This window comes from Bradyrhizobium sp. BWC-3-1 (genome assembly GCF_032917965.1).
Lineage (GTDB): Bacteria > Pseudomonadota > Alphaproteobacteria > Rhizobiales > Xanthobacteraceae > Bradyrhizobium > Bradyrhizobium canariense_D.
This window is the reverse complement of record NZ_CP136625.1, coordinates 5079222-5100724: the sequence shown is the minus strand read 5'-3', so window position 1 is coordinate 5100724 and position 21503 is coordinate 5079222. Positions and strand designations below refer to the sequence as shown.

The following is a 21503-nucleotide window of genomic DNA, read 5'->3' as shown; positions in this document are numbered from 1 at the left end:
GCATCGCGTCCGGGACACGAGAGTGGAGACTAGGTCATCCGCTCGGCCGCACGCTTCACCGCCTCTAGCCGGCGCGCCTGACCCTGCGCGCCGCGCTCTTTTAGTAATGCCAGCACCTCCGCCGGCGCGGTATCCGGCGAGCCTGCATTGAACGGCGGGGCCGGATTGTATTCGAGCTGAAGCTGGATCGCCTCCGCGGTGGTGCGATCGACCATGATCGACACCAGGGTCAGCGCGAAATCGATTCCCGCGGTGACGCCGCCGCCGGTGATGCGGTTGCGGTCGACGCAGACGCGCGTCTTGGTCGGCGTCGCGCCGAACTGAGCGAGCATCTCCATCGCGCTCCAATGCGTGGCGGCGCGATAGCCCTTCAAGAGGCCGGCGGCGCCGAGAGCCAGCGATCCCGTGCAGACCGAGGTGACGTATTTGGCACCCTCGGCCTGCCGGCGCAGGAAACCGAGCACCTCCTCGTCATTGAGCAGATCGTTGGTGCCGCCGCCGCCGGGCACGCAGATCACGTCGAGCTGCGGGCAGTCGGCGAATGTCGTGGTCGGCGTCAGCGTCAGCACGGAATCGCTCGGCACCGGCTCGACCCGTTTCCAGATCAAATGCAGTTTTGCGCCGGGCACGGAGGAGAACACCTGCAAGGGGCCCGTGAAATCGAGCTGGGTGACGCGCGGAAACACCAAGAGACCGATCTGGAGCGGGGACGACATGAGAGCCTCCAATTATGAGCTTGACGGAAGCAGCCTCTCATGATGCCTTTCCGTCCAGAATGGCATATTTCCCTCGCTTTCGGACATGACCATGATCGGCATCCTGATCTTCCCGGACTTCCAGTTGCTCGATGCGGCCGGCCCGATCTCCGTGTTCGAGATCGCGGCGCGCTGCACGGGCAAGACGACGACCGGGATCCGCGTGCTGGCGGTGAGCGCGGGGCCGGTGCGCAGCTCGTCGGGCGTGGAGATGATGGCGCGCGACTTCAAGTCGGCCAATGCGATCACGACGCTGGTCGTGGCGGGAGGCGCGGGCGTGACGGATGCCGCGCGCTGCGAGGTCACGCGCGCCTTCGTGCAGCGGCTGGCGCGGCGCGGCATGCGGGTCGCGAGCGTCTGCTCGGGCGCCTATGTGCTCGCCGAAGCAGGCCTGCTCGACGGCCGCCGCGCCACCACGCATTGGGGACGCACGCGGGATTTCGTCGCGCGCTATCCCAAGGTGAAGTTCGAGCCGGACCAGATTTTCACCCGCGACGGCAATGTGTGGACGTCGGCCGGCATCACGGCCGGCATCGACCTTGCGCTCGCGATGGTGACGGAGGATCACGGTGAGCAGATCGCGCAGGACACGGCGCGGCAGCTCGTGCTGTATCATCGCCGCAGCGGCGGCCAGTCGCAATTCTCGTCACTTCTGGAATTGAAGACGCCGAACGGCCGCTTCGGCGCGCTGCTGTCCTGGGCGCGCGAGAACCTCGACGCTCGCTTGACTGTCGAAGATCTCGCCGACCGCGCCGGCATGAGCGCGCGGCATTTTGCCCGCGCCTTTGCCGCCGAGACCGGCACGACGCCTTCGAAGGCCATCGAGCGCTTGCGCATCGAGGTCGCGCGCGAGCGCGTGCAGTCCTCGCGCGAGGCGATCGAACTCGTCGCGGAGACGACCGGTTTCCGCGATCCCGAGCGCATGCGGCGCGCCTTCATTCGCGCCTTCGGCCAGCCGCCGCAAGCGCTGCGGCGCGCGGCAAGGGCCGGGTAGGGAGAATTGATCGAGTTGGAGAGCCCGCTTGAGCGGGTGAGCACACTTGGATATTTGAGCAGACTTGCATATTGCGCGGCATTTCGCCCTTTGGACCCGGAACGGACCTCGTCAAGCGAATGCACCCGTTGTAGACGATGTGTACAACACGTACCGTCGCCGATCCGATGCAAGGAACCCCAATGACCGATCGAGAAAAGATTCTGATTGCCCTTCGCGAAAAACCTCTGAAGACCTTCGAAGTCATGAAGCGCGTGAACATCAAGAATCAGGACGACTGCCAATCGCTCCTGTTGAAGATGCGTGACGAAGGCGCCGTGAAGTTTGATATTCACAAGGGACATTGGCGCGCTGCGTGACGACATTCGCTGGGTCACCAGCGGCCTCGCGATGGCAGAGCGGACATGACTTGCGTGTTGGCAAGGCTTGCGGATTGGTTCAGCCCGATGCGGCCTTGCCGCCGGTCGCCGCAGCGCCCGAGGCCTGCGCGCGCGCCGTCAAGCGCCGCGCGATCGGCATCAGCATGTAGGGCGCCAGGTGAATGGGAAACTGCGTCATCGCGAAATAGAGCCAGGTGGTGGGCGGCAGCGCGCCGGCGGTCGCGGCGAGCATCAGGCCCAGATTGCGCTGTGACACCATCAGCCCGAGCGCCAGCGCGCGCTCATAGCCGATGCGGCGGAACAGCAGCGTGGTCACGGCGAGCAGCGTGAAATAGATCGCGAAGGCGAGAGCCGCGAAGCCGATGGTGGAGACCGGCCGGGCGACGAGATCGCTCGCGACGTCGCCCATGATTGCGGTCGCGAAGACCAGCAGGATGACGATGTTGAAGCCGTCGATCGGCTGCCTGTGGCGCTGGATCGCGGCCGCGCCGAAGATCTGTCGGATCACGGTGGCCGCCAGCAGCGATGCGGCGAGGATGCCGAGCAGCTTCAAGCCCAGCGCAGGCGGCGAGATGCTGAGCATGCCGTCGAGGAACAGGCTTGCGAACAGCGATGCCGTGAACGGTACCAGCGCCGTCGCGCTCACCAGCGTGACCAGCACCAGCGTGGCGTCGAGGCCCATCAGCGCGGCCAGCGCCGGTGCGGCCATCATCGGCGAGGCCATGCTCTGCAGCATCAACGCCAGGGCAAGGTCGGGCGCGCGCGCCGTGAGCCCGGTGACATGGACGATCAGCCCGATGATCACAGGCACGCCGATCATGGTCCAGACGGTCGCGGTCGCGACCAGCGCCGGCCGGCGCAGATGGCCGGTGAGCGCGGCAAGGTCGACCCGCATGAAGGAGATGCAGAGCAGAACGAAGATCGCCTCGGTGACGTAGGGGCGCAGCAACGCCCCGAGCGGCGGCACCGCGAGCGCGATGAACACGACGGCGGCCACCGCGCGGGTGCCCTGGCCGCCAAGCCATGTCAGACCGCGCAGGGGGAGGGCGAATATGCTTTGAAGAACAGGCGGCATCGGGAATGGCGTTTCAGGCCAATCCTTTCAGCCACGCGCCGATCTCGCTTACGGCGACATTGGCCTCTCGCAGCAATTTCCCCATCGTGAGAAAGCCGTGGAACTGGCCGGGATAGTGCTTGTAGGCCACGGCCACGCCGGCCTGCCTCAGCCGCTCGGCATATTCGTCGCCTTCGTCGCGCAGGGGATCGGCACCGGCGGTCAGCACATAGGCCGGCGGCAGGCCGGCCAGGTTTGTCGCCCGTGCCGGCGAGGCGCGCCAGTCGTGGATATCGGCGGCGCCGTTGAGATAATGGTCGCGGAACCAGCGGATCACCGAATGCGTCAGCAGCACGCTCGTCTCGGGTTCGCGGTGAGAGCCGTGCGTCATGGCGAAATCGGTTGCCGGGTAGATCAGCAACTGGCCCGCGATGGCCGGACCGTCGCCGTCGCGCGCGGCGAGCGCGACGACTGCGGCGAGATTGCCGCCGGCGCTGTCGCCGCCGATCGAAAGCCGGGAGGCGTCGATGCCGAGTTCGCGCGCGTTGGCGGCGACCCATTTGGTCGCGGCGATCGCGTCATCGATGGCGGCGGGAAATTTGTGCTCGGGCGCGAGGCGGTAGTCCACCTGACCTGCCCCTGAAGTTTCACCCAGTAGCGGTTAGAGTCTCGGCGGATGTTACGCCGTTTGGCGCGGTGTGAGCAACGTGCGATTGGCGGAGCTGGTCGGGGTTGCGGAGCCGATCGCACGTTGCGGTGAGGTAGGCGGCATAGGCCGCAGGGGTCAGATAGCCGAGCGAGGAATGCGGGCGTTGGCCGTTGTAGTCGCCGACCCAATCCGCAATCTTGGCGCGGGCGTGATCGAGGCCGAAGAACAAGGTTTCGTTGAGAAGCTCGTCCCGCATCCGGCCGTTGAAGCTTTCACAGAAACCGTTCTGCGTCGGCTTGCCCGGCGCAATGAAATGCCAGTCGATCTTGTTCTCCGCCGACCAGGCCAGCATGGCATTGCAGGTGAACTCGGTGCCGTTGTCGGAGACGATCATGCCCGGCTTGCCGCGCTGATTGATCAGCGCCGTCAGTTCGCGTGCCACCCGCCGCCCCGGGATCGAGGTGTCGGGGATGGCCGCCAGACATTCCCGGGTCACGTCATCGACGATATTCAGGACCCGGAAGCGACGGCCGCTGGCGAACTGGTCGTGGACAAAATCCAGCGACCACCGGGCGTTCGGCCGAGCCTCGACCAGTATCGGCGCTCGGGTGCCGACGGCGCGGCGGCGGGCCCGGCGCTTGCGCACGCTGAGGCCTTCCTCTCGATACAGACGGTAGATCCGGTTCCGCCCGGACGGCTCGCCCTGCTGGCGAAGCAGCACGAACAGCCGGCGGTAGCCGAACCGCCGACGGGCATTGGCAAGCTCGCGCAAGTGGCCGCGTAGTTCGGTGTCCGGCGGTCGGCACGATCGGTAGCGAACCATCTTGCGGTCAGCGCCGACGATGCTGCAGGCCCGCCGCTCCGACAGACCCATGGCGGCCTGCAGGTGCGCGACGGCTTCGCGCTTGGCGACGGGCCCTACCATTTTTTTGACAAAAGCTCGCGTAGCGCCGCAGCATCCAGCATCTGCTCGGCCAGCAGCTTCTTCAGCTTGGCGTTCTCGTCCTCGAGTTGCCGCAACCGCTTGGCCTCGGAGACGTCCATTCCGCCGAACTTCGCCTTCCAATTGTACAGCGTCGCTTCAGAGACGCCATGCTTCCGCGCCAAATCGGCAGTCTTCGCACCTGCCTCATGCTCAAGCAGCACGCCAATAATCTGCTCTTCCGTAAACTTGGCTCGCTTCATCTGTCCGTCCTTCAGAGGGCCGGACTCTAACTTCAACCGGAGGAAATCGGCAGGGGCAGGTCACACCGAGATCACGATCAGCGCGCCGGCGTCGGCGAGCTGGCGGCAGACGACGTCATGGGAGTCGAGATCGCCGATCACCCAGCCGCCGCCGTGGAAGAACACCAGCGCCGGGGACAAGCCATCATACCGGCGCGGCTCTTTCGGAACATAGAGGCGCGCGGGAATGGCGCCGTGCGGTGCCGGGATCGACAGCGGCGTGACGCGCGCGAGGTCAGGTGGCTCGGGATTGGTCGCAAAGCGCGCCTGCGCGTAATAGGCCCGCGCTTCCGGCGCGGTCAGGGTCTCGTAGGCGGGCCGGCCGGCCTCCTGGAAGGCCTTGTAGACGGCGGCGGCATCGGGATCGAGCACAACGGGCATGGGGAGCGACCTCTGGGTTTCCAGTTATCGTTGGAGTTCTTTTCGGGGGCGGGCCGCCTCGGCCGCCGGAAGCGTGCTCGACTATTCCATCCGGGGGCCGATCTGGCCAGACCGGGCCGGGAAGGGCAGGGATGCCGCCCTTCCCCCGCCGTATTCGCCGTGTTAACCGGATGGCCTGCGAGCGGCGGTAGCCCCTGTAGAATGTCCTCCAGCAAGCCCGATTCGCTGTTGAAGCCGCGCGAGATATGTTTCGAACATTTACCCTGACAGGTCTTGCGGCGCTTCTGGCCGCCACCGCACTGACGGCTGCGACGCCGGCGCAGGCGCAGATCGGCACGATCTTCTCCGATCCGCCGCCGCTGCGGCCGCCCGGCACCATTCCGCGTGGCCAGCCCCAGCCGCAGCCGCAGATCCCCGATGACGACGAAGAGGTGCCGGAGCTGCCGCCGCAGGGCCGTGTGCTGCCGTCACGTCCGATGGCGCCACCGCCGGGCCGGCAGGGCAATGTGATGCCGGGGCCGGTCGAGACCCAACCTCTGGCGCCGCCGCCCGGTTCTAGCGCCGCTCCGCCAAACCAGCCGCCGCCCGTCGCGGTCGCTCCGCCCAATCCGCAAGGCGCCCCGGGTGCGCCCGGTCAGCGCCAGCCACAGCAGAAGGGCGGACCGGGCGGCGCTGTCCCGCAGACGCCGGCGAGCCTTCAGCCGGGCGACGAAGTCGTCACCGAGCCGCCGGCCCAGAAGATCGTGAACAAGAAAGCGACCTTCTCCGGCCTCGACAAGATCACCGGGCGCATCATCAACTTCGACGAGGAGATCGGCGAGACCGTGCAATTCGGGGCGCTGCGCGTCAAAACCGACGCCTGCTACACGCGGCCGGCGACCGAGGCCGCCAACACCGACGCCTTCGTCGAGGTCGACGAGATCACCTTGCAGGGTGAGGTGAAGCGCATCTTCTCGGGCTGGATGTACGCGGCAAGTCCGGGCCTGCACGGCGTCGAGCACCCGATCTACGATATCTGGCTCACCGACTGCAAAGAGCCGCAGCAAACGATTGCGACCGCGGCACCGGATCCCGGCACCAAGCCGGCACCGCCGCCGCCCGCGCAGAAGAAGGCCGCGCCCAAGCAGGTGCAGCAGCGTCCGCCGCAGCCGTTACCGCCGATCCAGCAGCAGCAGCCGGCACCGCCGCCACCTCCTCCGCCGCCCGAGCAGCGGCCGGGTCTGTTCGGTTTCCCCGGGTTTGGCCGCTAGGCCAAATCCCGCGGGGTTTGGTCGATAATCCGGTTATTGCCGCGCGGCGATGATCTCGAGCGCGCGCGCGCCCGGGATCGCTTCGCCGGCCGAGAGCCTCAGGAAATCGCCAGGCTCGCCCGCGAGCGCCTTGTCGAGCAGCGCGGTGTAGCGCCGCCGCGAAATCTCGGCCGCGCCAAAACTCTTCAGGTGTTCGGTGACATATTGGGTGTCGAGCAGCTCGAAGCCGCCATGGATGAGCCGCGCGACCAGATGCACCAATGCGACCTTGGAGGCATCGCGTGCGGTGTGGAACATGCTTTCGCCGAAAAAAGCCCGGCCCAGGCTGACGCCGTAAAGGCCGCCGACGAGGTCCTCGCCCTGCCAGGCCTCGACGCTGTGGCAATGGCCGAGCTCGTACAGCCCGCCATAGAGGTCGCGGATGCGCTTGTTGATCCAGGTGTCCTCGCGCCCGGCTTGGGGTGCGGCGCAGCCGGCGATCGTGGCCTTGAAGGCGGTATTAACGGTGACGCGGAATGAATCCGAACGCACGGTGCGCGCGAGCCGCGAGGCCACGCGAAATCCGTCGAGCGGGATGACCCCGCGCAACTCCGGCTCGACCCAGAACAGGGTCGGATCATCGGCGCTTTCAGCCATCGGAAAGATGCCGCAGGCATAGGCGCGCAGCAGCACGGCTGGCGTGATTTCAGACGGGGCAGAGTCGCGCGAAGTCATGGCGCGCCATAATAGCAGGATCGCAAGGCGGGTGCGATGGGCGGTGCGGATCAGTTCGCTGCGGCAGCAGCCGGCTTGCCGGCGGCAGCCGGGACACGGCGGAACATCAACATGACGCGGGTTCCTGAATGGTTGGGGTCGCGCTCGACCGAAGCGTCGAGCTTGCTGGCCATAGCTGCGACGATACGCTGGCCCATGCCGGTGGAGCGCGGATCGGCCTTGACGTTGTCGCCGACGCCATCGTCGCTGATCGACAGCAGGAGATCGTCGCCCTGCGAGGTCAGCTCCACATGGATCGGGCCGGCGCCGTCAGGGTAGGCGTATTTTACCGCGTTCATCACCAGCTCGTTGACGATGATGCCGACGGCGACTGCACGGTCCGGATCGATCTCGATCGGTTCGGCCTTCAGCGTCAGGCGCGACATCCGGTTGCCCTCGGCCGAGCGGCGCAGATCCTCGAGCAGCGAGTCCAGATACTGGTTCAGGACCACGCTCTTCAGGTCTTGCGAGGTGTAGAGGCGGCGGTGCACTTGCGCGACTGCGGCCACGCGGCCCATCGCATTGGTCAACGCAGCCTTGACCTCGTCCTGCGCGGCGGAGCTGGCCTGCAGGTGCAGGAGGGAGGCGATGATCTGCAGCGAGTTGCCGACGCGGTGGTTGACCTCGCGCAATAGCAGCTCGCGTTCGGCTGCAAGAGCAGCGTAGCGGTCGCGCGAGGCATGGATCTCGGCTTCGGCTTCCTCGCGCGCCTTCTGCAATTCGGCTTGGCGCAGCGCGCCATCGGCCGCGACGTGAAGCAGGGGAATGAAGTCGCCCTTGACGTCCTTGACGAGATAATCGGCCGCGCCCGCCTTCAGCGCCGTCACCGCGATGCTGGAATCCTGCGAGGCCGTGACGAAGACCACCGGCGGCGCGCCCGGGATCGCCATGATCTGCTCCAGCGTTTCCAGTCCGTCGAGGCCGGGCATGTATTGGTCGAGCGCCACCACGTCGATACCGCCGGTCGTGGCCGCGCGGCGGATGTGCTCGAGGCCTTCCTCGCCGCTTGCGGCGTGAACGACCTTGTAGCCGCGCCGTGTCAGGCCGCGATCGACCAAGCGCGCCAGCGCCCCGTCATCGTCGATGTAGAGCAGTGTGGGCGTACGTTGATTCATGGGGCGGCGGGCGGGACCTGGATGACCGAGAAGAACAAGCCGAGCTGCCGGATGGCATTGGCGAAATTCTCGTAGTTCACGGGCTTGGTGATGTAGACGTTGCAGCCGAGCTCGTAGCAGCGTTTGATTTCCTGGGAATCGTCGGTGGTGGTCAGCACCACCACGGGCGAGGCCTTCAGGTATTTGTTCTCCTTGATCTGCTTTAAAATGTCGATCCCGGTCATGTCGGGGAGGTTGAGATCGAGCAGGATCAGGAGCGCATTGCCTTTTTGCACGAGCCCGCTGCCGTCGGGCCCGAACAGGTGCTTCATCGCCTCAGTGCCGTTGGCAAAGGAGATGATCTCGTTGTTGACGCCGGACCTCCGGATGTTCCGCTCGATCAGCCGCGCGTGGCCCTCGTCGTCCTCGATCATGATGATGGTGACGGGTTGAGTCATTGATCCGCGTTCCGGTTGCTGGCGTTCCAGGTGATGGGCAGCGTGATGGTGAACGTGCTGCCCGTATTCAGTTCCGATGATACCGACATGGTGCCGCCGAGGCGACGCACAAGTGCACGCACATGCGCAAGACCGATGCCCTGACCGGGCTTGTCCTGGGTTCCGGCGCGGCGAAACAGGTCGAAGATCCGCTGGTGGTCCTTGGCGTCGATGCCGCGGCCGTTATCGCTGATCTCGAAGATAGCGTAGCCGAGCTTGGTGCGCCCGCGGATTCTGATCTCGCCGGGGACGCCGGGCTTGAGATATTTGATGGCGTTGTCGATCAGATTGGAGAAGATCTGCTCCAGCGCCAGGCGGTCGCTGACGAGATCCGGCAGCGGGGCGATGTGGATCTCGGCCTGCGCTTCGGCGGCCTGATGCGCCAGCGTCGACACGATGGCTTCGATCAGCTCGCGCGTGTCGATCTTTTCCGGCTGGAACTCGCGCCGGCCCTCGCGGGTGAGATTGAGGATCGCCGAGATCAGGCGGTCCATCTTGGCGATCGACGACTTGATGAAGCCCAGCGCTTCGGAAAAATCGTCTGACAGCTGCTTGTCCGGACCTTCGAGTGCGATCTCGCCGTCCGGCAACGGCGGCCCGTCGGCCGGGACATGGGTGAGGCTGCCGATACGGCGGAAAATGTCGCCGCCGAGCTCTTCGAGCTCACTGGTGAAGCCCATGATGTTAACGAGTGGCGAGCGCAGATCGTGGCTGACGATATAGGCAAAGCGCTGGATCTCGTTGTTGGCTTCGCGCAGATCGGCCGTGCGTTCGTCGACCACGCCCTCCAGATTGACATTGGCATCGCGCAGGCGCGCCTCGGCATCGTCGCGGGCAAGGGCCGAGCGCCGCACCAGCCAGATCGAGATCAGGGCCAGCAGCACGACGAGGCCGGAGCCGATGCCGGTCATCGACGCGGCCAGGGTCTGGCTGCGGTCCGAATTGACCGTTCGCAGCCGGAATAGCCGTTCCTCCTCCTGAATCATCCCGGTCGCGACATTGGCGATCGCGGCCGTGGTGTCCGTGGAGGCGATCTCGCGGACCAGCGCTGCGGCCTTCTCCGGCTCGCCGCGCCGGATGAAGTCCATCTCCTGCACGAACTGGCCGAGCCTAGTCTCGATCGCCGCGCTCAGCTTCTCGATGCTTTGGCGTTGCTCCGGATTGTCGCCGATCAGGCGCGTGAGCCTGTCGAGAGCCGGGACGATGGCCGCCACGGCCTTGTCATGGTCGACCTTGAAATCCTCGCCTTGTGTCAGAAGGTAACCCCGGGCGGTGCTCTCGGCGCGGCGGATTTCCAGCAGGAGGGCGTTGATCTGGTTCTCCGCCTCGATGGTGTGAATCACCCATTTGCTGTCGTCTCTCGCCTTGTTGACGAGGTAGACGGAGCCGGCGCTGATCACGGTCAGCACCAGGAGACCGGCCGCGAACAGCAGGATCTGCCAGAATCTACGCCGCCGCTGCGCGTCAGCGATCACGACGGTCTCGCTCGATCAGGCTTGCCGGACTTCAAAACGCCCCCTCGGAACTGTCCCCATCGTGCCAAACGCGATTAGGGCCAAAGGGTTCCACGGGAAAGGACGGCTACTTCGGGGCGGGTTCCGCCTTGTTGGCGAGATATTGTTCCAGCCAGTGGATGTGATAGTCGCCGTTGATGATGTCGTCTTCGCGCACCAGAGCGCGGAACAGCGGCAGGGTCGTCTCGATGCCCTCGACCACCATCTCGTCCAGCGCCCGGCGCAGCCGCATCAGGCACTCGCCGCGGGTCTTGCCGTGCACGATCAGCTTGCCGACCAGCGAGTCGTAATAAGGCGGGATCGTATAGCCCTGATAGACTGCGGAATCGATCCGCACGCCGAGCCCCCCGGGCGGGTGATATTGCGTGATGCGGCCGGGCGAAGGACGAAAGGTCTGCGGATTCTCGGCGTTGATGCGGCACTCGATCGCGTGGCCGATGACCTGGACCTCGTCCTGCCTCGCCGGCAGGTCGCCGCCGGCGGCGATGCGGATCTGCTCCAGCACGAGGTCGATGTCGGTGATGCTCTCGGTGACGGGATGCTCGACCTGGATGCGGGTGTTCATCTCGATGAAGTAGAACTCGCCGTCCTCGAACAGGAACTCGATCGTGCCGACGCCGAGATATTTCATCTCGCGCATCGCCTTGGCGCAGGTCTCGCCGATCTTGGCGCGCGCAGCCGCGGTCAGCACGGGCGAGGGGCCTTCCTCCCAGACCTTCTGGTGGCGTCGCTGCAGCGAGCAGTCGCGTTCGCCAAGATGAATCGCGCCGCCGCGGCCGTCGCCGAGGATCTGGATCTCGATGTGACGCGGCTTCTGCAGATATTTCTCGAGGTAGACGGAAGCATCGCCGAAGGCGGATTTGGCCTCGTTGGCGGCCGTCGACAGCGCGACCTGAAGATCGGCCTCGCTCTCGGCCACCTTCATGCCGCGGCCGCCGCCGCCCGCCGCGGCTTTGACCAGCACGGGGAAGCCGATCTTCCTGGCGATCGCCATCGCGTCGTCGTTGTGGCCGACCCCTCCGTCGGAGCCGGGCACCACGGGAATGCCGAGCTTCTTGGCGGTCCTCTTGGCCTCGATTTTGTCGCCCATCAGGCGGATGTGCTCGGCCTTCGGGCCGATGAAATGCAGATTATGCTCAGCGAGGATTTCGGCGAAGCGCGCGTTCTCCGACAGGAAGCCGTAGCCGGGATGCACGGCATCGGCCCCGGTGATCTCGCAGGCCGCGAGCAGCGCGGGCACGTTGAGATAGCTGTCCTTGGAGGCCGGCGGCCCGATGCACACGCTCTCGTCCGACAGGCGCACATGCATGGCGTCGGCGTCGGCGGTTGAATGCACGGCGACGGTCGCGATCCCGAGCTCCTTGCAGGCCCTGAGGATGCGAAGGGCGATCTCGCCGCGATTGGCTATGAGGATCTTGTCGAACATGGTGTCCTTATTGGACTGACGCGCGGAAAGCGGCGAGGGCGATGAGACCGCCCTCGAACGTCACTCAATGATCACGAGCGGCTCGCCGTACTCGACCGGCTGGCCGTCCTCGATCACGATCTGCGTCACCGTGCCGGCGCGCGGCGAGGGGATCTGGTTCATGGTCTTCATGGCTTCGATGATCAGCAGCGTCTGGCCGACCGAGACCTTGCTGCCGACCTCGATGAACGGCTTGGCGCCGGGCTCCGGCGCCCAATAGGCGGTGCCGACCATCGGCGAGGTCACGGCGCCGGGATGCTTCGACAGGTCGGCAGCGGCAGGCGCGGCGGCAGCTGCGGCCGCCGGGAGCGCGGCGGGGGCAGCTGCCATCTGCATCGGCATGGTCGCGGCGACGCTGATATTGCGGGCGACGCGCAGGCGCAGGCCGGCACGCTCGATCTCGATTTCGGTGAGGCTGGTCTCATCGAGCAGCAAGGCGAGCTCGCGGACGAGGGCAGAATCCTCGCTGGAAAACTTTGCGGCTGCTTTGTCGTCTGGCTGGCGCGCCATGTTGTTTGATCCGAATGTTCTGTGTGAAGGGGAGCGTCAGGCTTTGGGCTTGATGCCGAGCTTGGCGGCAAGGCCCTGGATGGCGAGGCGGTAGCCCTCGATGCCGAAACCGCAGAGGGAGGCGAAGGCCGCGCGCGCGGTGTAGGAGTGATGTCGGAAATTCTCGCGGGCGTGAATGTTGGTGACGTGCACTTCGACCGTCGGGATCTGCACCGCGAGCAGCGCGTCGTGCAGCGCGATCGACGTGTGCGAATAGCCGCCGGCATTGATGATGATGCCCTTCATCTTGCGGGCGTGTGCCTCGTGGATGAAGTCGATCAGCTCGCCTTCGCGGTTGGACTGCCGGCAGTCGGCCTTGAGGCCGAACGTCGCCGCCGTCTCCCGGCACAGCGCCTCGACGTCGGCCAGCGACGCATGCCCGTACTTCTCGGGCTCGCGCGTCCCCAACATGTTGAGGTTCGGCCCGTTCAGGACAAGGATCGTGTCGGTTGCTGGTTCGGCCATTCCAATCCCGCAAGAGCTGCTTCAGCGTGGCGGGGGTTATAGGTAACAAAGCGCGTGAGGGGAAGCCTTGAAGGACCTCCGAGGTGGCTTCAGATACCTCATCCGGGGTGCAAAAATCTGTGTGGAAGCTACGGAAATTGCTTGTTAACCAGTCCGAAGCATGGCTGCCGGCCGAACGGCAAAGGGGCGGGCGTTGCTGCCCGCCCCCGATGGTTGCCGGGTATCGTCTTACGTGTTCAGGACAGCCACGATCTCATAGGTGTCCGGATTCACGATCACGATCTCATCCTTGACCAGGACGTAGCGATAGGTCCGCCATTCCGGATAGATCGTCACGACGCGGGACGGCAGGGTGTGCAGCTCAATACCCTCGCGCGGAATGCGGGTGCCGACCGAGATCGAGAAGTTCACGTTGGTCACCGGACGCACGTGCTCCTCGCGGATCACCGAGGTGATCTGCGTGCGTTGCTCGGTCGAGAGCTTGGCGCCCGCGCCGGCCTGACCGACCGTCGTGTTGGTGCTGCTCTGACCCTGCGCGTTCTGGTTGGAGCTGGTGCCGGTCTGACCCTGCGCGTTCTGGTTGGTGCTGGTGCCGGTCTGGCCCTGAGCGTTCTGGTTGGTGCGCGTCTCGGTACCCTTCTGGTTCTCGGCATTGTTGGTGCTGCTGGTGCCGCTCTTGGCGCCCTCAGCCTTCATGTCCTTCTGGTCCTTGGCGCCGGACTTGCTCGTGTCCTGACTCATGCTCTTGGACTTGTCCTGCTGACCCTGCGCGCGTTCGTCGGTGTGCTGGCCCTTGGTGGCGCCGGACTTGTCCTCAGCCGCGTTCTTGTTCATCTCGCGGCCGGAGTGCTCGTCCTTTGTTGCGCCGGAGGATTTGTCCTCGGCGGACGTGCCGGACTTCATGCTGCTGGAGCCGCCGGCCTGGCCGACGGTGCCCTTCTCATGGGCGGATTCCTTACCCATCGAGCCGCCGCGTTCGGCGGCGCCGCCGGAGGGCTGCGAATGCTGCGTCTGCGCACCACCGGCGCCGCCACCGCTGTCGCGGTTCATGGTGCCCTGTGCGTTCGCCAGACCGGTGCCCGCGACGAGCGCGAGTGTGGCAACCGAGATCATAAAGCGGTTAGACATGGAATTCTCCTCACGGGTTCATTTGCGTCATTGCCCGCGCCGACAACGAAAGGAGATTTGAGTTGTTCCGGAACTTCGGTGGTTCCGAGGCTTTTGTTTGTTGAATGCCAGATGAATGCGCGCGCCAAATTTCGGCGCAATGAAAAGGCCGGCTTTTCAGCCGGCCTTTTGCATGCGTGAAGTTGTAGAGCAGATCGCTGATCAGCAAGTCGCCTTGTTAGCAGGTCGCCTTTTTAACAGGTCGCCTTGCCGCAGCGGGCCACAGCGATCTTTTCCTTCAGGCTATCGACACCGACGGCGCCGACAACGATCTGCTTGCCGATCACGTAGCTCGGCGTGCCGTTCATGCCCATTGCTTCGGCGAGCTTGAAGTTCTCCTCAATGGTGCTGCGCACCTCGGCGCTGCCGATGTCCTTCTCGATTCGAGCGGTGTCGAGGCCAGCTTCCTTGGCCGCCTGAAGTGCGCGCGCCTTGTCGGCCGCGCCACGACCGCCGAGCAGCTTCTGGTGGAAGTCGAGGTACTTCTTGCCGGAGGGATCCTGCATGCGCACCGCGACGGCGACCTGGGCCGCTTCGACCGAGCCCTGGCTCAGTACCGGAAACTCCTTCAGCACCACCTTCAGCTTCGGATCGGCCTTCATGAGGGTGAGCATGTCGTCCATCGCGCGCTTGCAGTAGCCGCAATTGTAGTCGAAGAACTCGACGAAGGTGACGTCGCCGTCCTTGTTGCCGAGCACGACCTGGCGCGGAGAGTTGAAGATCGCATCGGAATTCTGAGCGACGCTGGCCTCGTGTTTCTGCGTCTCCGCCGCGGCCTGGCGCTTGGTGAGCTCGGTCATCGCTTCCTCGAGCACCTCGGGATGGGTGACGAGATAGTTCTTGATGATCGCCTCGATGTCCGTGCGCTGGGCATCGGAGAAGCTGTCGGCCGACGCGGGCGCGGCTGCGCCGAACATGGCGAGCGCAAACAGCGCGGGAGCAAGCAGGCGCAGCGAAGGCATAGGCAAATCCTCTTATCCAAAGCAGGTTTCGGAAAACGTCCCGGCGGACTTAAGCTCGGTGTCGTGACGTCGTTTCGTAAGGCGTCGTGGCGTAAGGCGTCGTCTTGTAAGATCGTCTTGGTCTTGTCAGTTGCGCGGCGGTTTCGACGCCACGATGTCGTCGGCCTTGACCCATCCGGGCGTGCCGACGGCGAAACGGGTTTTCGCGCGCGTCGCAAGCTCGCGGGCGGTCTTGTTGTCGCCGCGCAGATAGGCGGCCTGCGCCGACGCCAGATCCGCCTCGGCATAGTCGCCTTTCCGGCCATACGCCATCGCGAGCTGCATGTAGCCGAGCACGGCCTCCGGTTCCCGTGCGACCGCGGCCCGGAGAATCCGAACGGCGTCATCGGTGTAGGCCTTATTATCGGACCCAACCAGAGCCTGCCCAAGTAACATCTCGATGAGGGGCGCGTTGTTCGAAAGTGCGACAGCCTTGCGCAGGGCCGGGATCGCCTCCGCCGGCTTGCCGCCCTCCAGCAGCGCCTGGCCGCGCACCTCGTAAAAATACGCGTTGTTGGGCTGGACCTGGATCAGCGCGTCGATCTGGGTGAGCGCGCTGCGCAAATCCCCGTGCAGATAGGTGCTGATGGCGCGGGCATAGCGCGCCGGCATGCTGTCGTTGGTCAGGGGATAGCGGCGGTACACCGTTTCCGGCCGCTCCATGAAGGCGGAGATCTTGGCGCGCACCATGTCGTGGCGCAGCTGGAGCGCGGGATCGTCCTTTTTGTCCCAATAAGGGCTGGCGCTGGCGAACTCCTGCAGTGAAGCGACGCGCTCGGCGGGCATCGGGTGCGACTGGAGATAGGGATCGGCGCCGCGCGCCGCGAACAGGCTCTCGCTGGTGAAGCGCTTGAAGGTTTCGTACATGCCCCTGGGCGACTGCTGGGTCGCTGTCAGGAATTTCACGCCGGCGCGGTCGGCGTTCTCCTCCTGCTGGCGCTGATAGGACAGCAGCGTCCGGCGGATCATCTCCTGCGGGCCGGCGAGGGCGGCGGCTCCTGCATTGGCAAGGCCATTGTTACCGGCGCTGCCGCTGCCGCGGGTGCTGCCCACGGCCATCGCGCCGGCGCCGAGCAGCATGGCGATGATCATCTGCGTCTGGGCGTTGGCGAGCTGCTCGCGCAGCTTGGACAAATGGCCGCCGGCCAGATGCCCGGTCTCGTGCGCGAGCACGCCGATGATCTGGTTTGGCGTTTCCGACTGGAGGATCGCGCCGTAATTGACGAAGATGCGGCGGCCATCGGCGACGAACGCGTTGAACGAGCCCTCGTTGACGATCACCATCTGGATGTTCTGCTTCTCCAGGCCGGCGACGCGCAGGATCGGGCGGGTGTATTCGCGCAGCAGCTGCTCGGTTTCGGTGTCGCGCAGGACCGGCGGCCCCTTGGCCTGCGCATGCGCGGCCGAGAACGGCGTCAGCGCGATCGCAGCCGCCGCGAGGAGGGAGATGAGGGCGGTGGCCTTCTTGCGCAATGTGATCTGGAACAACATCAAGCGGTCTGGGTCAAACGGTCTTATCAGCAGGCTGGTCAAGCATTCTTGGTCGAGCAGTCTTGGTCGAGCAGTTTCGTGATTGGTTTTGGCGATTGGCGGCGGACCGGATACGCGATATGCCCTTTTGAGCCGTTCCCCTTATGAGCCGTACAATGCGGCCAGTCTGGGGCGCAAGCACCCCGTTTTTCCCGGGTCGGACGGATCGGCCCCGCCAGCGAATAGCAGAAATCGATGCACGATGCGACCTTGAGGAACCGGTTGGGGCAGTGGCTCGCGGCCTCCCGCCGCAGCGATGTTCCCCCGTTCATGGTGATGGACGTGATGGCCGCGGCGGCCCGAATCGAGGCGGCCGGGGGCCATGTCATCCACATGGAGGTTGGCCAGCCCGCCGCCGGCGCGCCTAAGACCGCGATTGCAGCCGCCCATGTGGCGCTCGAGGCCGGGCGGATCGACTATACCTCAGCGCTCGGCATCCCCTCCTTGCGCGAGCGCATCGCGCGGCATTATCGCGATGCCTATGGCTGTGACGTCAGCCCCGAGCGGGTCGTAGTGACCACCGGCTCCTCCGGCGGGTTCATTCTGGCTTTCCTGGCGATGTTTGAGCCGGGCGACCGCGTTGCCGTGACGGTGCCGGGTTATCCGCCGTACCGTCATATCCTTACCGCGCTCGGCTGCGAGCCGGTGCTGATCGAGACCACGAACGAGACCCGCCATGCGCTGACGGGCGAGGCGCTGCTGGCCGCCCATCGCAAGGCGCCGCTGAAGGGCGTGCTGGTCGGCAGTCCCGCCAATCCGACCGGGACGATGATGTCCCGCGAGGCGCTCGCCGGCCTGATCGCTGCGGCGGAAGACGCCGGCATCCGTTTCATCTCGGACGAGATCTATCACGGGCTCGACTACGCGTTTCCCGCCGTGACGGCTGCGGCGCTGTCGGACCACGCGCTCGTGATCAACTCGTTCTCGAAGTATTTCTGCATGACGGGCTGGCGCGTCGGCTGGATGGTCGTGCCCGAGATTCTGGTGCGGCCGATCGAGCGGCTGCAGCAGAACCTGTCGATCTCGGTGCCGTCGCTGTCGCAGATCGCGGCCGAAGCGGCCTTCGACGGCGCGGCCGAGATGGAGGAGATCAAGCACGGCTATCAGGAAAACCGGCGCATCCTGATCGAGGGATTGCCCAAGGCCGGCCTGACCAGATTTCTGCCGGCCGACGGCGCGTTCTATCTCTATGCGGACGTCTCGGATTTCACCTCCGACAGTTTCGAGTTCGCCAAGCAGATGCTCGAACAGGCCCATGTCGCGGTCACGCCGGGCCTCGACTTCGATCCCATCCATGGTCGTTCATTCATACGGCTCTCTTATGCGCGTTCGGCTGCGGAGATGCGGGAAGCAGTTGACCGGATCGCTCACTGGCTTAAATAGCCGCCAGTTTTCGCCCGCCTTCTGGAGTGCAACTTGTCTGACCGTTCCCTCCCCTCTACCGCCACGCATTCTCCTCTCGCCGCATTGATGTGGCCGATCCGGCCGGGTGAAACCGTCGGCGCCTTGCGCGCTGTCGTGCTGATTGCGCTCGGCACCGCCTTAATGGCGCTGTCAGCCAAGGTGAACCTGCCGCTGCCTTACGTGCCCATGACATTGCAGACGCTGGTCGTGTTGATGATCGGCGCCGCCTACGGCTGGCGGCTTGGCAGCGCAACCATGATCGCCTACCTCGCCGAGGGTGCAATGGGCCTGCCGGTGTTCGCCGGCCCCGTTGGTGGAATTGCACCGCTGGTGGGCCCGACCGCGGGCTATCTGTTCGGCTTCATTGGCGCCGCCTTCGTCACCGGCTGGCTCGCCGAGCGCGGCTGGGATCGCAGCGTAACGCTGCTGTTTGCGGCCATGGCGGCCGGCCACATCCTCATTCTGGCCGCGGGCTTTGGCTGGCTGGCCTTCGGTCTCGGCCTGGGCGCCGCAAAGGCGTGGCAGGTCGGCCTGATGCCGTTCGTTGCGGCGTCGCTGGTCAAGAACGCGCTGGGCGCGACGTTGATGCCGGCGATACGCCGGGTGGTCGATCGCGGGTAAAGCGCGCAATATCGAGCAGTTCCGATTGACAGGGCCGGCCAAGTTGATCTTGGCTGGCTTGGCGTTTTGAGGGGGAGTGAAACAATGACGACGACAACGATGGTGGGGGCGCCGGTCGCGCCGCCCGCCGCCAAGCCGTGGTACAAGGTACTTTATATCCAGGTGCTGATCGCGATCGTGCTCGGCGCCATCGTCGGCTGGCTCTGGCCGTCGGTCGCCACCAATGAGTGGATCAAGGCACTCGGCGACGGCTTCATCAAGCTGATCAAGATGGTGATCGCGCCGATCATCTTCTGCACCGTTGTCTCGGGCATCGCCCATATCCAGGACGCCAAGAAGGTCGGCCGCATCGGCGTCAAGGCGCTGGTCTATTTCGAGATCGTCTCGACCTTCGCACTGGTGATCGGCCTAGTCATCGGCAATCTGGTGAAGCCGGGTGCGGGCTTCGGCGGTGCCGCCGCCAATGCGCAGGCCGTCGCCAACTACGCCAAGCAGGCCGAAGGCCAGAAGTCGGTCGACTTCGTGCTGCACATAATTCCGGACACCGTCGTCGGCGCCTTCGCGCAAGGCGAGATCCTGCAGGTGCTGCTGTTTTCGGTGCTGTTCGGCTTCGCCATCATGGGGCTCGGTGAACGCGGCCACACCATCCGCTCGTTCATCGACGACGCCGCGCATGCGGTGTTCGGCGTCATCTCCATCGTGATGCGCGCAGCCCCGATCGGTGCCTTCGGCGCGATGGCCTACACCATCGGCAAGTTCGGCACCGGGGCGATCCTCAACCTGGTCGGCCTGATCGCGACGTTCTACCTGACCGCGGCGCTGTTCGTATTCGTCGTTCTCGGAATCATCGCGCGCTTCGCCGGCTTCTCCATCTTCAAGTTCCTCGCCTACATCAAGGACGAGCTGCTGATTGTGCTCGGCACCTCGTCCTCGGAAAGCGCGTTGCCGTCCTTGATGGAAAAGCTCGAGCGCCTCGGCTGCTCCAAGTCGGTGGTCGGCCTCGTGGTGCCCACGGGCTATTCGTTCAATCTTGACGGCACCAACATCTACATGACGCTGGCGACGCTGTTCATCGCGCAGGCGCTGGGCTTCGATCTCACCTTCGGCCAGCAGCTCACCATCCTGGTGGTGGCGATGCTGACCTCGAAGGGCGCCTCCGGCATCACGGGCGCGGGCTTCATCACGCTGGCGGCGACGCTCGCCGTGGTCGATCCGCGCCTCGTGCCGGGCATGGCGATCGTGCTCGGCATCGACAAGTTCATGAGCGAGTGTCGCGCGCTGACCAATCTGTGCGGCAACGGCGTTGCCTGCGTGATCGTCGCCTGGTGGGAGGGCGAACTCGATCGCGACAAGCTCAACGCCAACCTCGCCCGGCAGATCGATCCGACCGACATGGAAACGGCGGTCACGACGGATTGATCTGCATGTGGCGGTGCCGAGCGCCGTCAGATGTTGAAATAATAGGGCTGGTCGAGATCCTCGATCAGCCCTTTTTCTTTCGCTGCGAGGGCTTAGAACCGCTCCGGCCGGTACGGCGTGGGATCGATCGCGGGCGTTTCGCCGCTCATCATCTCCGCGAGCAGGCGGCCGGTCGCGGGTCCAAGCGTAAAGCCCTGGTGGCCGTGGCCGAAGTTCATCCAGAGGCCGGCATGGCGTGAGGCAGGGCCGAGCACCGGCAGCATGTCGGGCGTGCAGGGGCGGGTGCCGAACCATGGGTCGGGCTCGACCCGCTTGCCGAGGTCGATCAGCTCGCGCGCGGAAGCTTCCGCGCTGGCGAGCTGCACGGGCGTTGCCAGCGCGTCCAGGCCGGTCAGCTCCGCGCCGGTGGTGATGCGGATACCCTTCGCCATCGGACCCATGGCGTAGCCACCGGCCTTGTCGACCAGCGGCAGATCGAGCGAGGCGCCGCCGCTGTAATGCATGTGGTAGCCGCGCTTGCGCACCAGCGGGATGCGATAGCCGAATTTGAGCAGGAGATCGGGCGACCACGGCCCGAGCGTCACGACGGCGTGGGCGGCGTCGACGCGCCCATGGTCTGTCTTGACCGACCAGCCGGTGGCGGTCTGCTGCAGGCTTTGGGCATCACCGAGCACGATGGTGCCGCCGAGGCGCTCGAACAGATCGGCATAGGCCGTGACCAGCGCGCCGGGATCGGACACGGTCCAGGTGTCGAGCCAATGGATCGCGCCGGGCAGGTCGTCGCGCAGGACAGGTTCGGCCTTGGCGAGCTCGGCGCCCGAGAGCGCACGAAACCTCACGCCGAATTCGCGCTGGTCTTCTTCCGCCGCCTTGACGGCGAGATCGAACGAAGCTGCGTCGCGATGCAGGTGCCGGTATCCCGCGCGGCGGATCAGATTGTCGGCGTGGGCTTCGCGAATGAGGATGTCGTGCTCCGCCGTCGCGTAGGCGATCAGCCGCGCCCAGGCGTCGATCGCCTCACGATGCCGCTTCGGCGCCGAATGCCACCAATAGCGAAGCAGGGGCTCGATATGGAGATGAAGCGAAGACAGGCTGTAACGCACGTCGTTGGTGCGGCCGGTCGCGATCTTCAGGAGCGTGGCGAGGTCGCGCGGCATCGGGTAGGGGCGCACCGCTTCCGCCTGGATCATGCCGGCATTGCCGTAGCTGGTCTCTCGGCCCGGCTCTCTGCGGTCGATCAGCGTGACGGACCAGCCACGCTGCTGCAGGTGCAGCGCCGCGCTGACGCCGATCATGCCGCCGCCGAGGACGATCGCGCTTTGCATCGGAAGAAATTC

Annotated in this window: 19 protein-coding genes and 4 pseudogenes; 6 read left to right on the top strand and 17 right to left on the bottom strand. The window is 65.4% G+C overall.

Features of this window, described 5'->3' with window-relative positions; translation table 11 throughout:
* Positions 1–29 precede the first annotated feature (29 nt).
* Positions 30–716 (bottom strand): DJ-1/PfpI family protein, encoded by a 687-nt coding sequence (locus RX329_RS24785; protein ID WP_085353530.1) that lies wholly within the window; start codon positions 714–716, stop codon positions 30–32.
* Between the two features lie 91 nt (positions 717–807).
* On the opposite strand from RX329_RS24785, the gene RX329_RS24780 reads away from it, so the two are divergent.
* The gene (locus tag RX329_RS24780) at positions 808–1749 is read left to right on the top strand and encodes a GlxA family transcriptional regulator (RefSeq protein WP_085353593.1); all 942 of its coding nucleotides are present in this window, start codon (positions 808–810) and stop codon (positions 1747–1749) included.
* A 182-nt stretch (positions 1750–1931) separates the two neighbouring features.
* Complete coding sequence (locus tag RX329_RS24775) at positions 1932–2108, top strand: hypothetical protein (protein WP_018454491.1); 177 nt, start codon at positions 1932–1934, stop codon at positions 2106–2108.
* 79 nt (positions 2109–2187) lie between these two features.
* Here the strand turns inward: RX329_RS24775 and RX329_RS24770 are convergent, their stop codons facing one another.
* From RX329_RS24770 to RX329_RS24750, 5 genes and pseudogenes are all read right to left on the bottom strand, one after another.
* The gene (locus RX329_RS24770) at positions 2188–3204 is read right to left on the bottom strand and encodes a Na+-dependent transporter (protein WP_085353529.1); all 1017 of its coding nucleotides are present in this window, start codon (positions 3202–3204) and stop codon (positions 2188–2190) included.
* Positions 3205–3217: 13 nt separating this feature from the next.
* A pseudogene (locus RX329_RS24765) lies at positions 3218–3811 on the bottom strand (alpha/beta hydrolase); the annotation flags it as partial.
* A gap of 19 nt (positions 3812–3830) precedes the next feature.
* Positions 3831–4898 carry an IS3 family transposase gene (locus RX329_RS24760; RefSeq protein WP_317244276.1) on the bottom strand — a complete coding sequence of 356 codons (1068 nt, stop codon included), beginning with the start codon at positions 4896–4898 and terminating at the stop codon, positions 3831–3833.
* A pseudogene (locus RX329_RS24755) lies at positions 4865–5017 on the bottom strand (transposase); the annotation flags it as partial. The pseudogene RX329_RS24755 and the gene RX329_RS24760, both read right to left, overlap by 34 nt.
* 63 nt (positions 5018–5080) lie before the next feature.
* Positions 5081–5437, bottom strand: a pseudogene (locus RX329_RS24750) (alpha/beta hydrolase fold domain-containing protein); the annotation flags it as partial.
* Between the two features lie 201 nt (positions 5438–5638).
* Here RX329_RS24750 and RX329_RS24745 point away from each other — a divergent pair.
* Positions 5639–6687 (top strand): annotated as a pseudogene (locus RX329_RS24745) (DUF2155 domain-containing protein).
* Between the two features lie 33 nt (positions 6688–6720).
* On the opposite strand, the gene aat reads toward RX329_RS24745, so the two are convergent.
* From aat to RX329_RS24695, 10 genes are all read right to left on the bottom strand, one after another.
* Positions 6721–7401 (bottom strand): leucyl/phenylalanyl-tRNA--protein transferase, encoded by a 681-nt coding sequence (gene aat / locus RX329_RS24740; RefSeq protein ID WP_026232743.1) that lies wholly within the window; start codon positions 7399–7401, stop codon positions 6721–6723.
* Between the two features lie 50 nt (positions 7402–7451).
* The gene (locus RX329_RS24735; protein ID WP_018454486.1) at positions 7452–8555 is read right to left on the bottom strand and encodes a sensor histidine kinase; all 1104 of its coding nucleotides are present in this window, start codon (positions 8553–8555) and stop codon (positions 7452–7454) included.
* Positions 8552–8992, bottom strand: a complete 441-nt coding sequence (locus tag RX329_RS24730; RefSeq protein WP_018454485.1) for a response regulator — start codon at positions 8990–8992, stop codon at positions 8552–8554. The genes RX329_RS24735 and RX329_RS24730 overlap by 4 nt, the downstream gene beginning before the upstream one ends.
* Positions 8989–10506 carry a sensor histidine kinase gene (locus RX329_RS24725; protein WP_085353526.1) on the bottom strand — a complete coding sequence of 506 codons (1518 nt, stop codon included), beginning with the start codon at positions 10504–10506 and terminating at the stop codon, positions 8989–8991. The genes RX329_RS24730 and RX329_RS24725 overlap by 4 nt, the downstream gene beginning before the upstream one ends.
* A 106-nt stretch (positions 10507–10612) precedes the next feature.
* Positions 10613–11971: an acetyl-CoA carboxylase biotin carboxylase subunit gene (gene accC, locus RX329_RS24720; protein WP_085353525.1), complete on the bottom strand. Its 1359-nt coding sequence runs from the start codon at positions 11969–11971 to the stop codon at positions 10613–10615.
* A 60-nt stretch (positions 11972–12031) separates the two neighbouring features.
* Positions 12032–12520 (bottom strand): acetyl-CoA carboxylase biotin carboxyl carrier protein, encoded by a 489-nt coding sequence (gene accB, locus RX329_RS24715; protein ID WP_007591611.1) that lies wholly within the window; start codon positions 12518–12520, stop codon positions 12032–12034.
* Positions 12521–12556: 36 nt separating this feature from the next.
* Positions 12557–13024 (bottom strand): type II 3-dehydroquinate dehydratase, encoded by a 468-nt coding sequence (gene aroQ, locus RX329_RS24710; RefSeq protein WP_007591609.1) that lies wholly within the window; start codon positions 13022–13024, stop codon positions 12557–12559.
* A 228-nt stretch (positions 13025–13252) separates the two neighbouring features.
* Positions 13253–14152 (bottom strand): DUF1236 domain-containing protein, encoded by a 900-nt coding sequence (locus RX329_RS24705; RefSeq protein ID WP_085353522.1) that lies wholly within the window; start codon positions 14150–14152, stop codon positions 13253–13255.
* 233 nt (positions 14153–14385) lie between these two features.
* Positions 14386–15153 (bottom strand): DsbA family protein, encoded by a 768-nt coding sequence (locus RX329_RS24700; RefSeq protein ID WP_018454480.1) that lies wholly within the window; start codon positions 15151–15153, stop codon positions 14386–14388.
* 126 nt (positions 15154–15279) lie between these two features.
* Positions 15280–16683, bottom strand: a complete 1404-nt coding sequence (locus RX329_RS24695) for a M48 family metalloprotease (protein WP_085357769.1) — start codon at positions 16681–16683, stop codon at positions 15280–15282.
* 234 nt (positions 16684–16917) lie between these two features.
* Between RX329_RS24695 and RX329_RS24690 the strand changes: the two genes are divergently transcribed.
* From RX329_RS24690 to RX329_RS24680, 3 genes are all read left to right on the top strand, one after another.
* Entirely contained in the window at positions 16918–18105 is a 1188-nt protein-coding gene (locus tag RX329_RS24690; protein WP_018454478.1) for a pyridoxal phosphate-dependent aminotransferase, read from the top strand.
* Positions 18106–18192: 87 nt separating this feature from the next.
* On the top strand, positions 18193–18747 hold the full coding sequence (locus tag RX329_RS24685) for a biotin transporter BioY (RefSeq protein ID WP_018454477.1): 555 nt from the start codon (positions 18193–18195) through the stop codon (positions 18745–18747).
* Positions 18748–18831: 84 nt separating this feature from the next.
* Positions 18832–20166 (top strand): dicarboxylate/amino acid:cation symporter, encoded by a 1335-nt coding sequence (locus RX329_RS24680; protein ID WP_018454476.1) that lies wholly within the window; start codon positions 18832–18834, stop codon positions 20164–20166.
* A 92-nt stretch (positions 20167–20258) separates the two neighbouring features.
* Here the strand turns inward: RX329_RS24680 and RX329_RS24675 are convergent, their stop codons facing one another.
* Entirely contained in the window at positions 20259–21491 is a 1233-nt protein-coding gene (locus tag RX329_RS24675) for an NAD(P)/FAD-dependent oxidoreductase (protein WP_085353519.1), read from the bottom strand.
* Positions 21492–21503: the final 12 nt, after the last annotated feature.

Excerpts from the sequence above, each read along its gene's own strand:
- RX329_RS24695 (WP_085357769.1), bottom strand. The coding sequence starts at position 16,683 with ATGTTGTTCCAGATCACATTGCGCAAGAAGGCCACCGCCCTCATCTCC.
- RX329_RS24685 (WP_018454477.1), top strand. The coding sequence starts at position 18,193 with ATGTGGCCGATCCGGCCGGGTGAAACCGTCGGCGCCTTGCGCGCTGTC.
- aroQ (WP_007591609.1), bottom strand. The coding sequence starts at position 13,024 with ATGGCCGAACCAGCAACCGACACGATCCTTGTCCTGAACGGGCCGAAC.
- accC (WP_085353525.1), bottom strand. The coding sequence starts at position 11,971 with ATGTTCGACAAGATCCTCATAGCCAATCGCGGCGAGATCGCCCTTCGC.
- RX329_RS24690 (WP_018454478.1), top strand. The coding sequence starts at position 16,918 with ATGCACGATGCGACCTTGAGGAACCGGTTGGGGCAGTGGCTCGCGGCC.
- RX329_RS24730 (WP_018454485.1), bottom strand. The coding sequence starts at position 8,992 with ATGACTCAACCCGTCACCATCATCATGATCGAGGACGACGAGGGCCAC.
- RX329_RS24775 (WP_018454491.1), top strand. The coding sequence starts at position 1,932 with ATGACCGATCGAGAAAAGATTCTGATTGCCCTTCGCGAAAAACCTCTG.
- RX329_RS24705 (WP_085353522.1), bottom strand. The coding sequence starts at position 14,152 with ATGTCTAACCGCTTTATGATCTCGGTTGCCACACTCGCGCTCGTCGCG.
- accB (WP_007591611.1), bottom strand. The coding sequence starts at position 12,520 with ATGGCGCGCCAGCCAGACGACAAAGCAGCCGCAAAGTTTTCCAGCGAG.
- RX329_RS24780 (WP_085353593.1), top strand. The coding sequence starts at position 808 with ATGATCGGCATCCTGATCTTCCCGGACTTCCAGTTGCTCGATGCGGCC.
- RX329_RS24680 (WP_018454476.1), top strand. The coding sequence starts at position 18,832 with ATGACGACGACAACGATGGTGGGGGCGCCGGTCGCGCCGCCCGCCGCC.
- aat (WP_026232743.1), bottom strand. The coding sequence starts at position 7,401 with ATGACTTCGCGCGACTCTGCCCCGTCTGAAATCACGCCAGCCGTGCTG.
- RX329_RS24785 (WP_085353530.1), bottom strand. The coding sequence starts at position 716 with ATGTCGTCCCCGCTCCAGATCGGTCTCTTGGTGTTTCCGCGCGTCACC.
- RX329_RS24675 (WP_085353519.1), bottom strand. The coding sequence starts at position 21,491 with ATGCAAAGCGCGATCGTCCTCGGCGGCGGCATGATCGGCGTCAGCGCG.
- RX329_RS24735 (WP_018454486.1), bottom strand. The coding sequence starts at position 8,555 with ATGAATCAACGTACGCCCACACTGCTCTACATCGACGATGACGGGGCG.
- RX329_RS24700 (WP_018454480.1), bottom strand. The coding sequence starts at position 15,153 with ATGCCTTCGCTGCGCCTGCTTGCTCCCGCGCTGTTTGCGCTCGCCATG.
- RX329_RS24770 (WP_085353529.1), bottom strand. The coding sequence starts at position 3,204 with ATGCCGCCTGTTCTTCAAAGCATATTCGCCCTCCCCCTGCGCGGTCTG.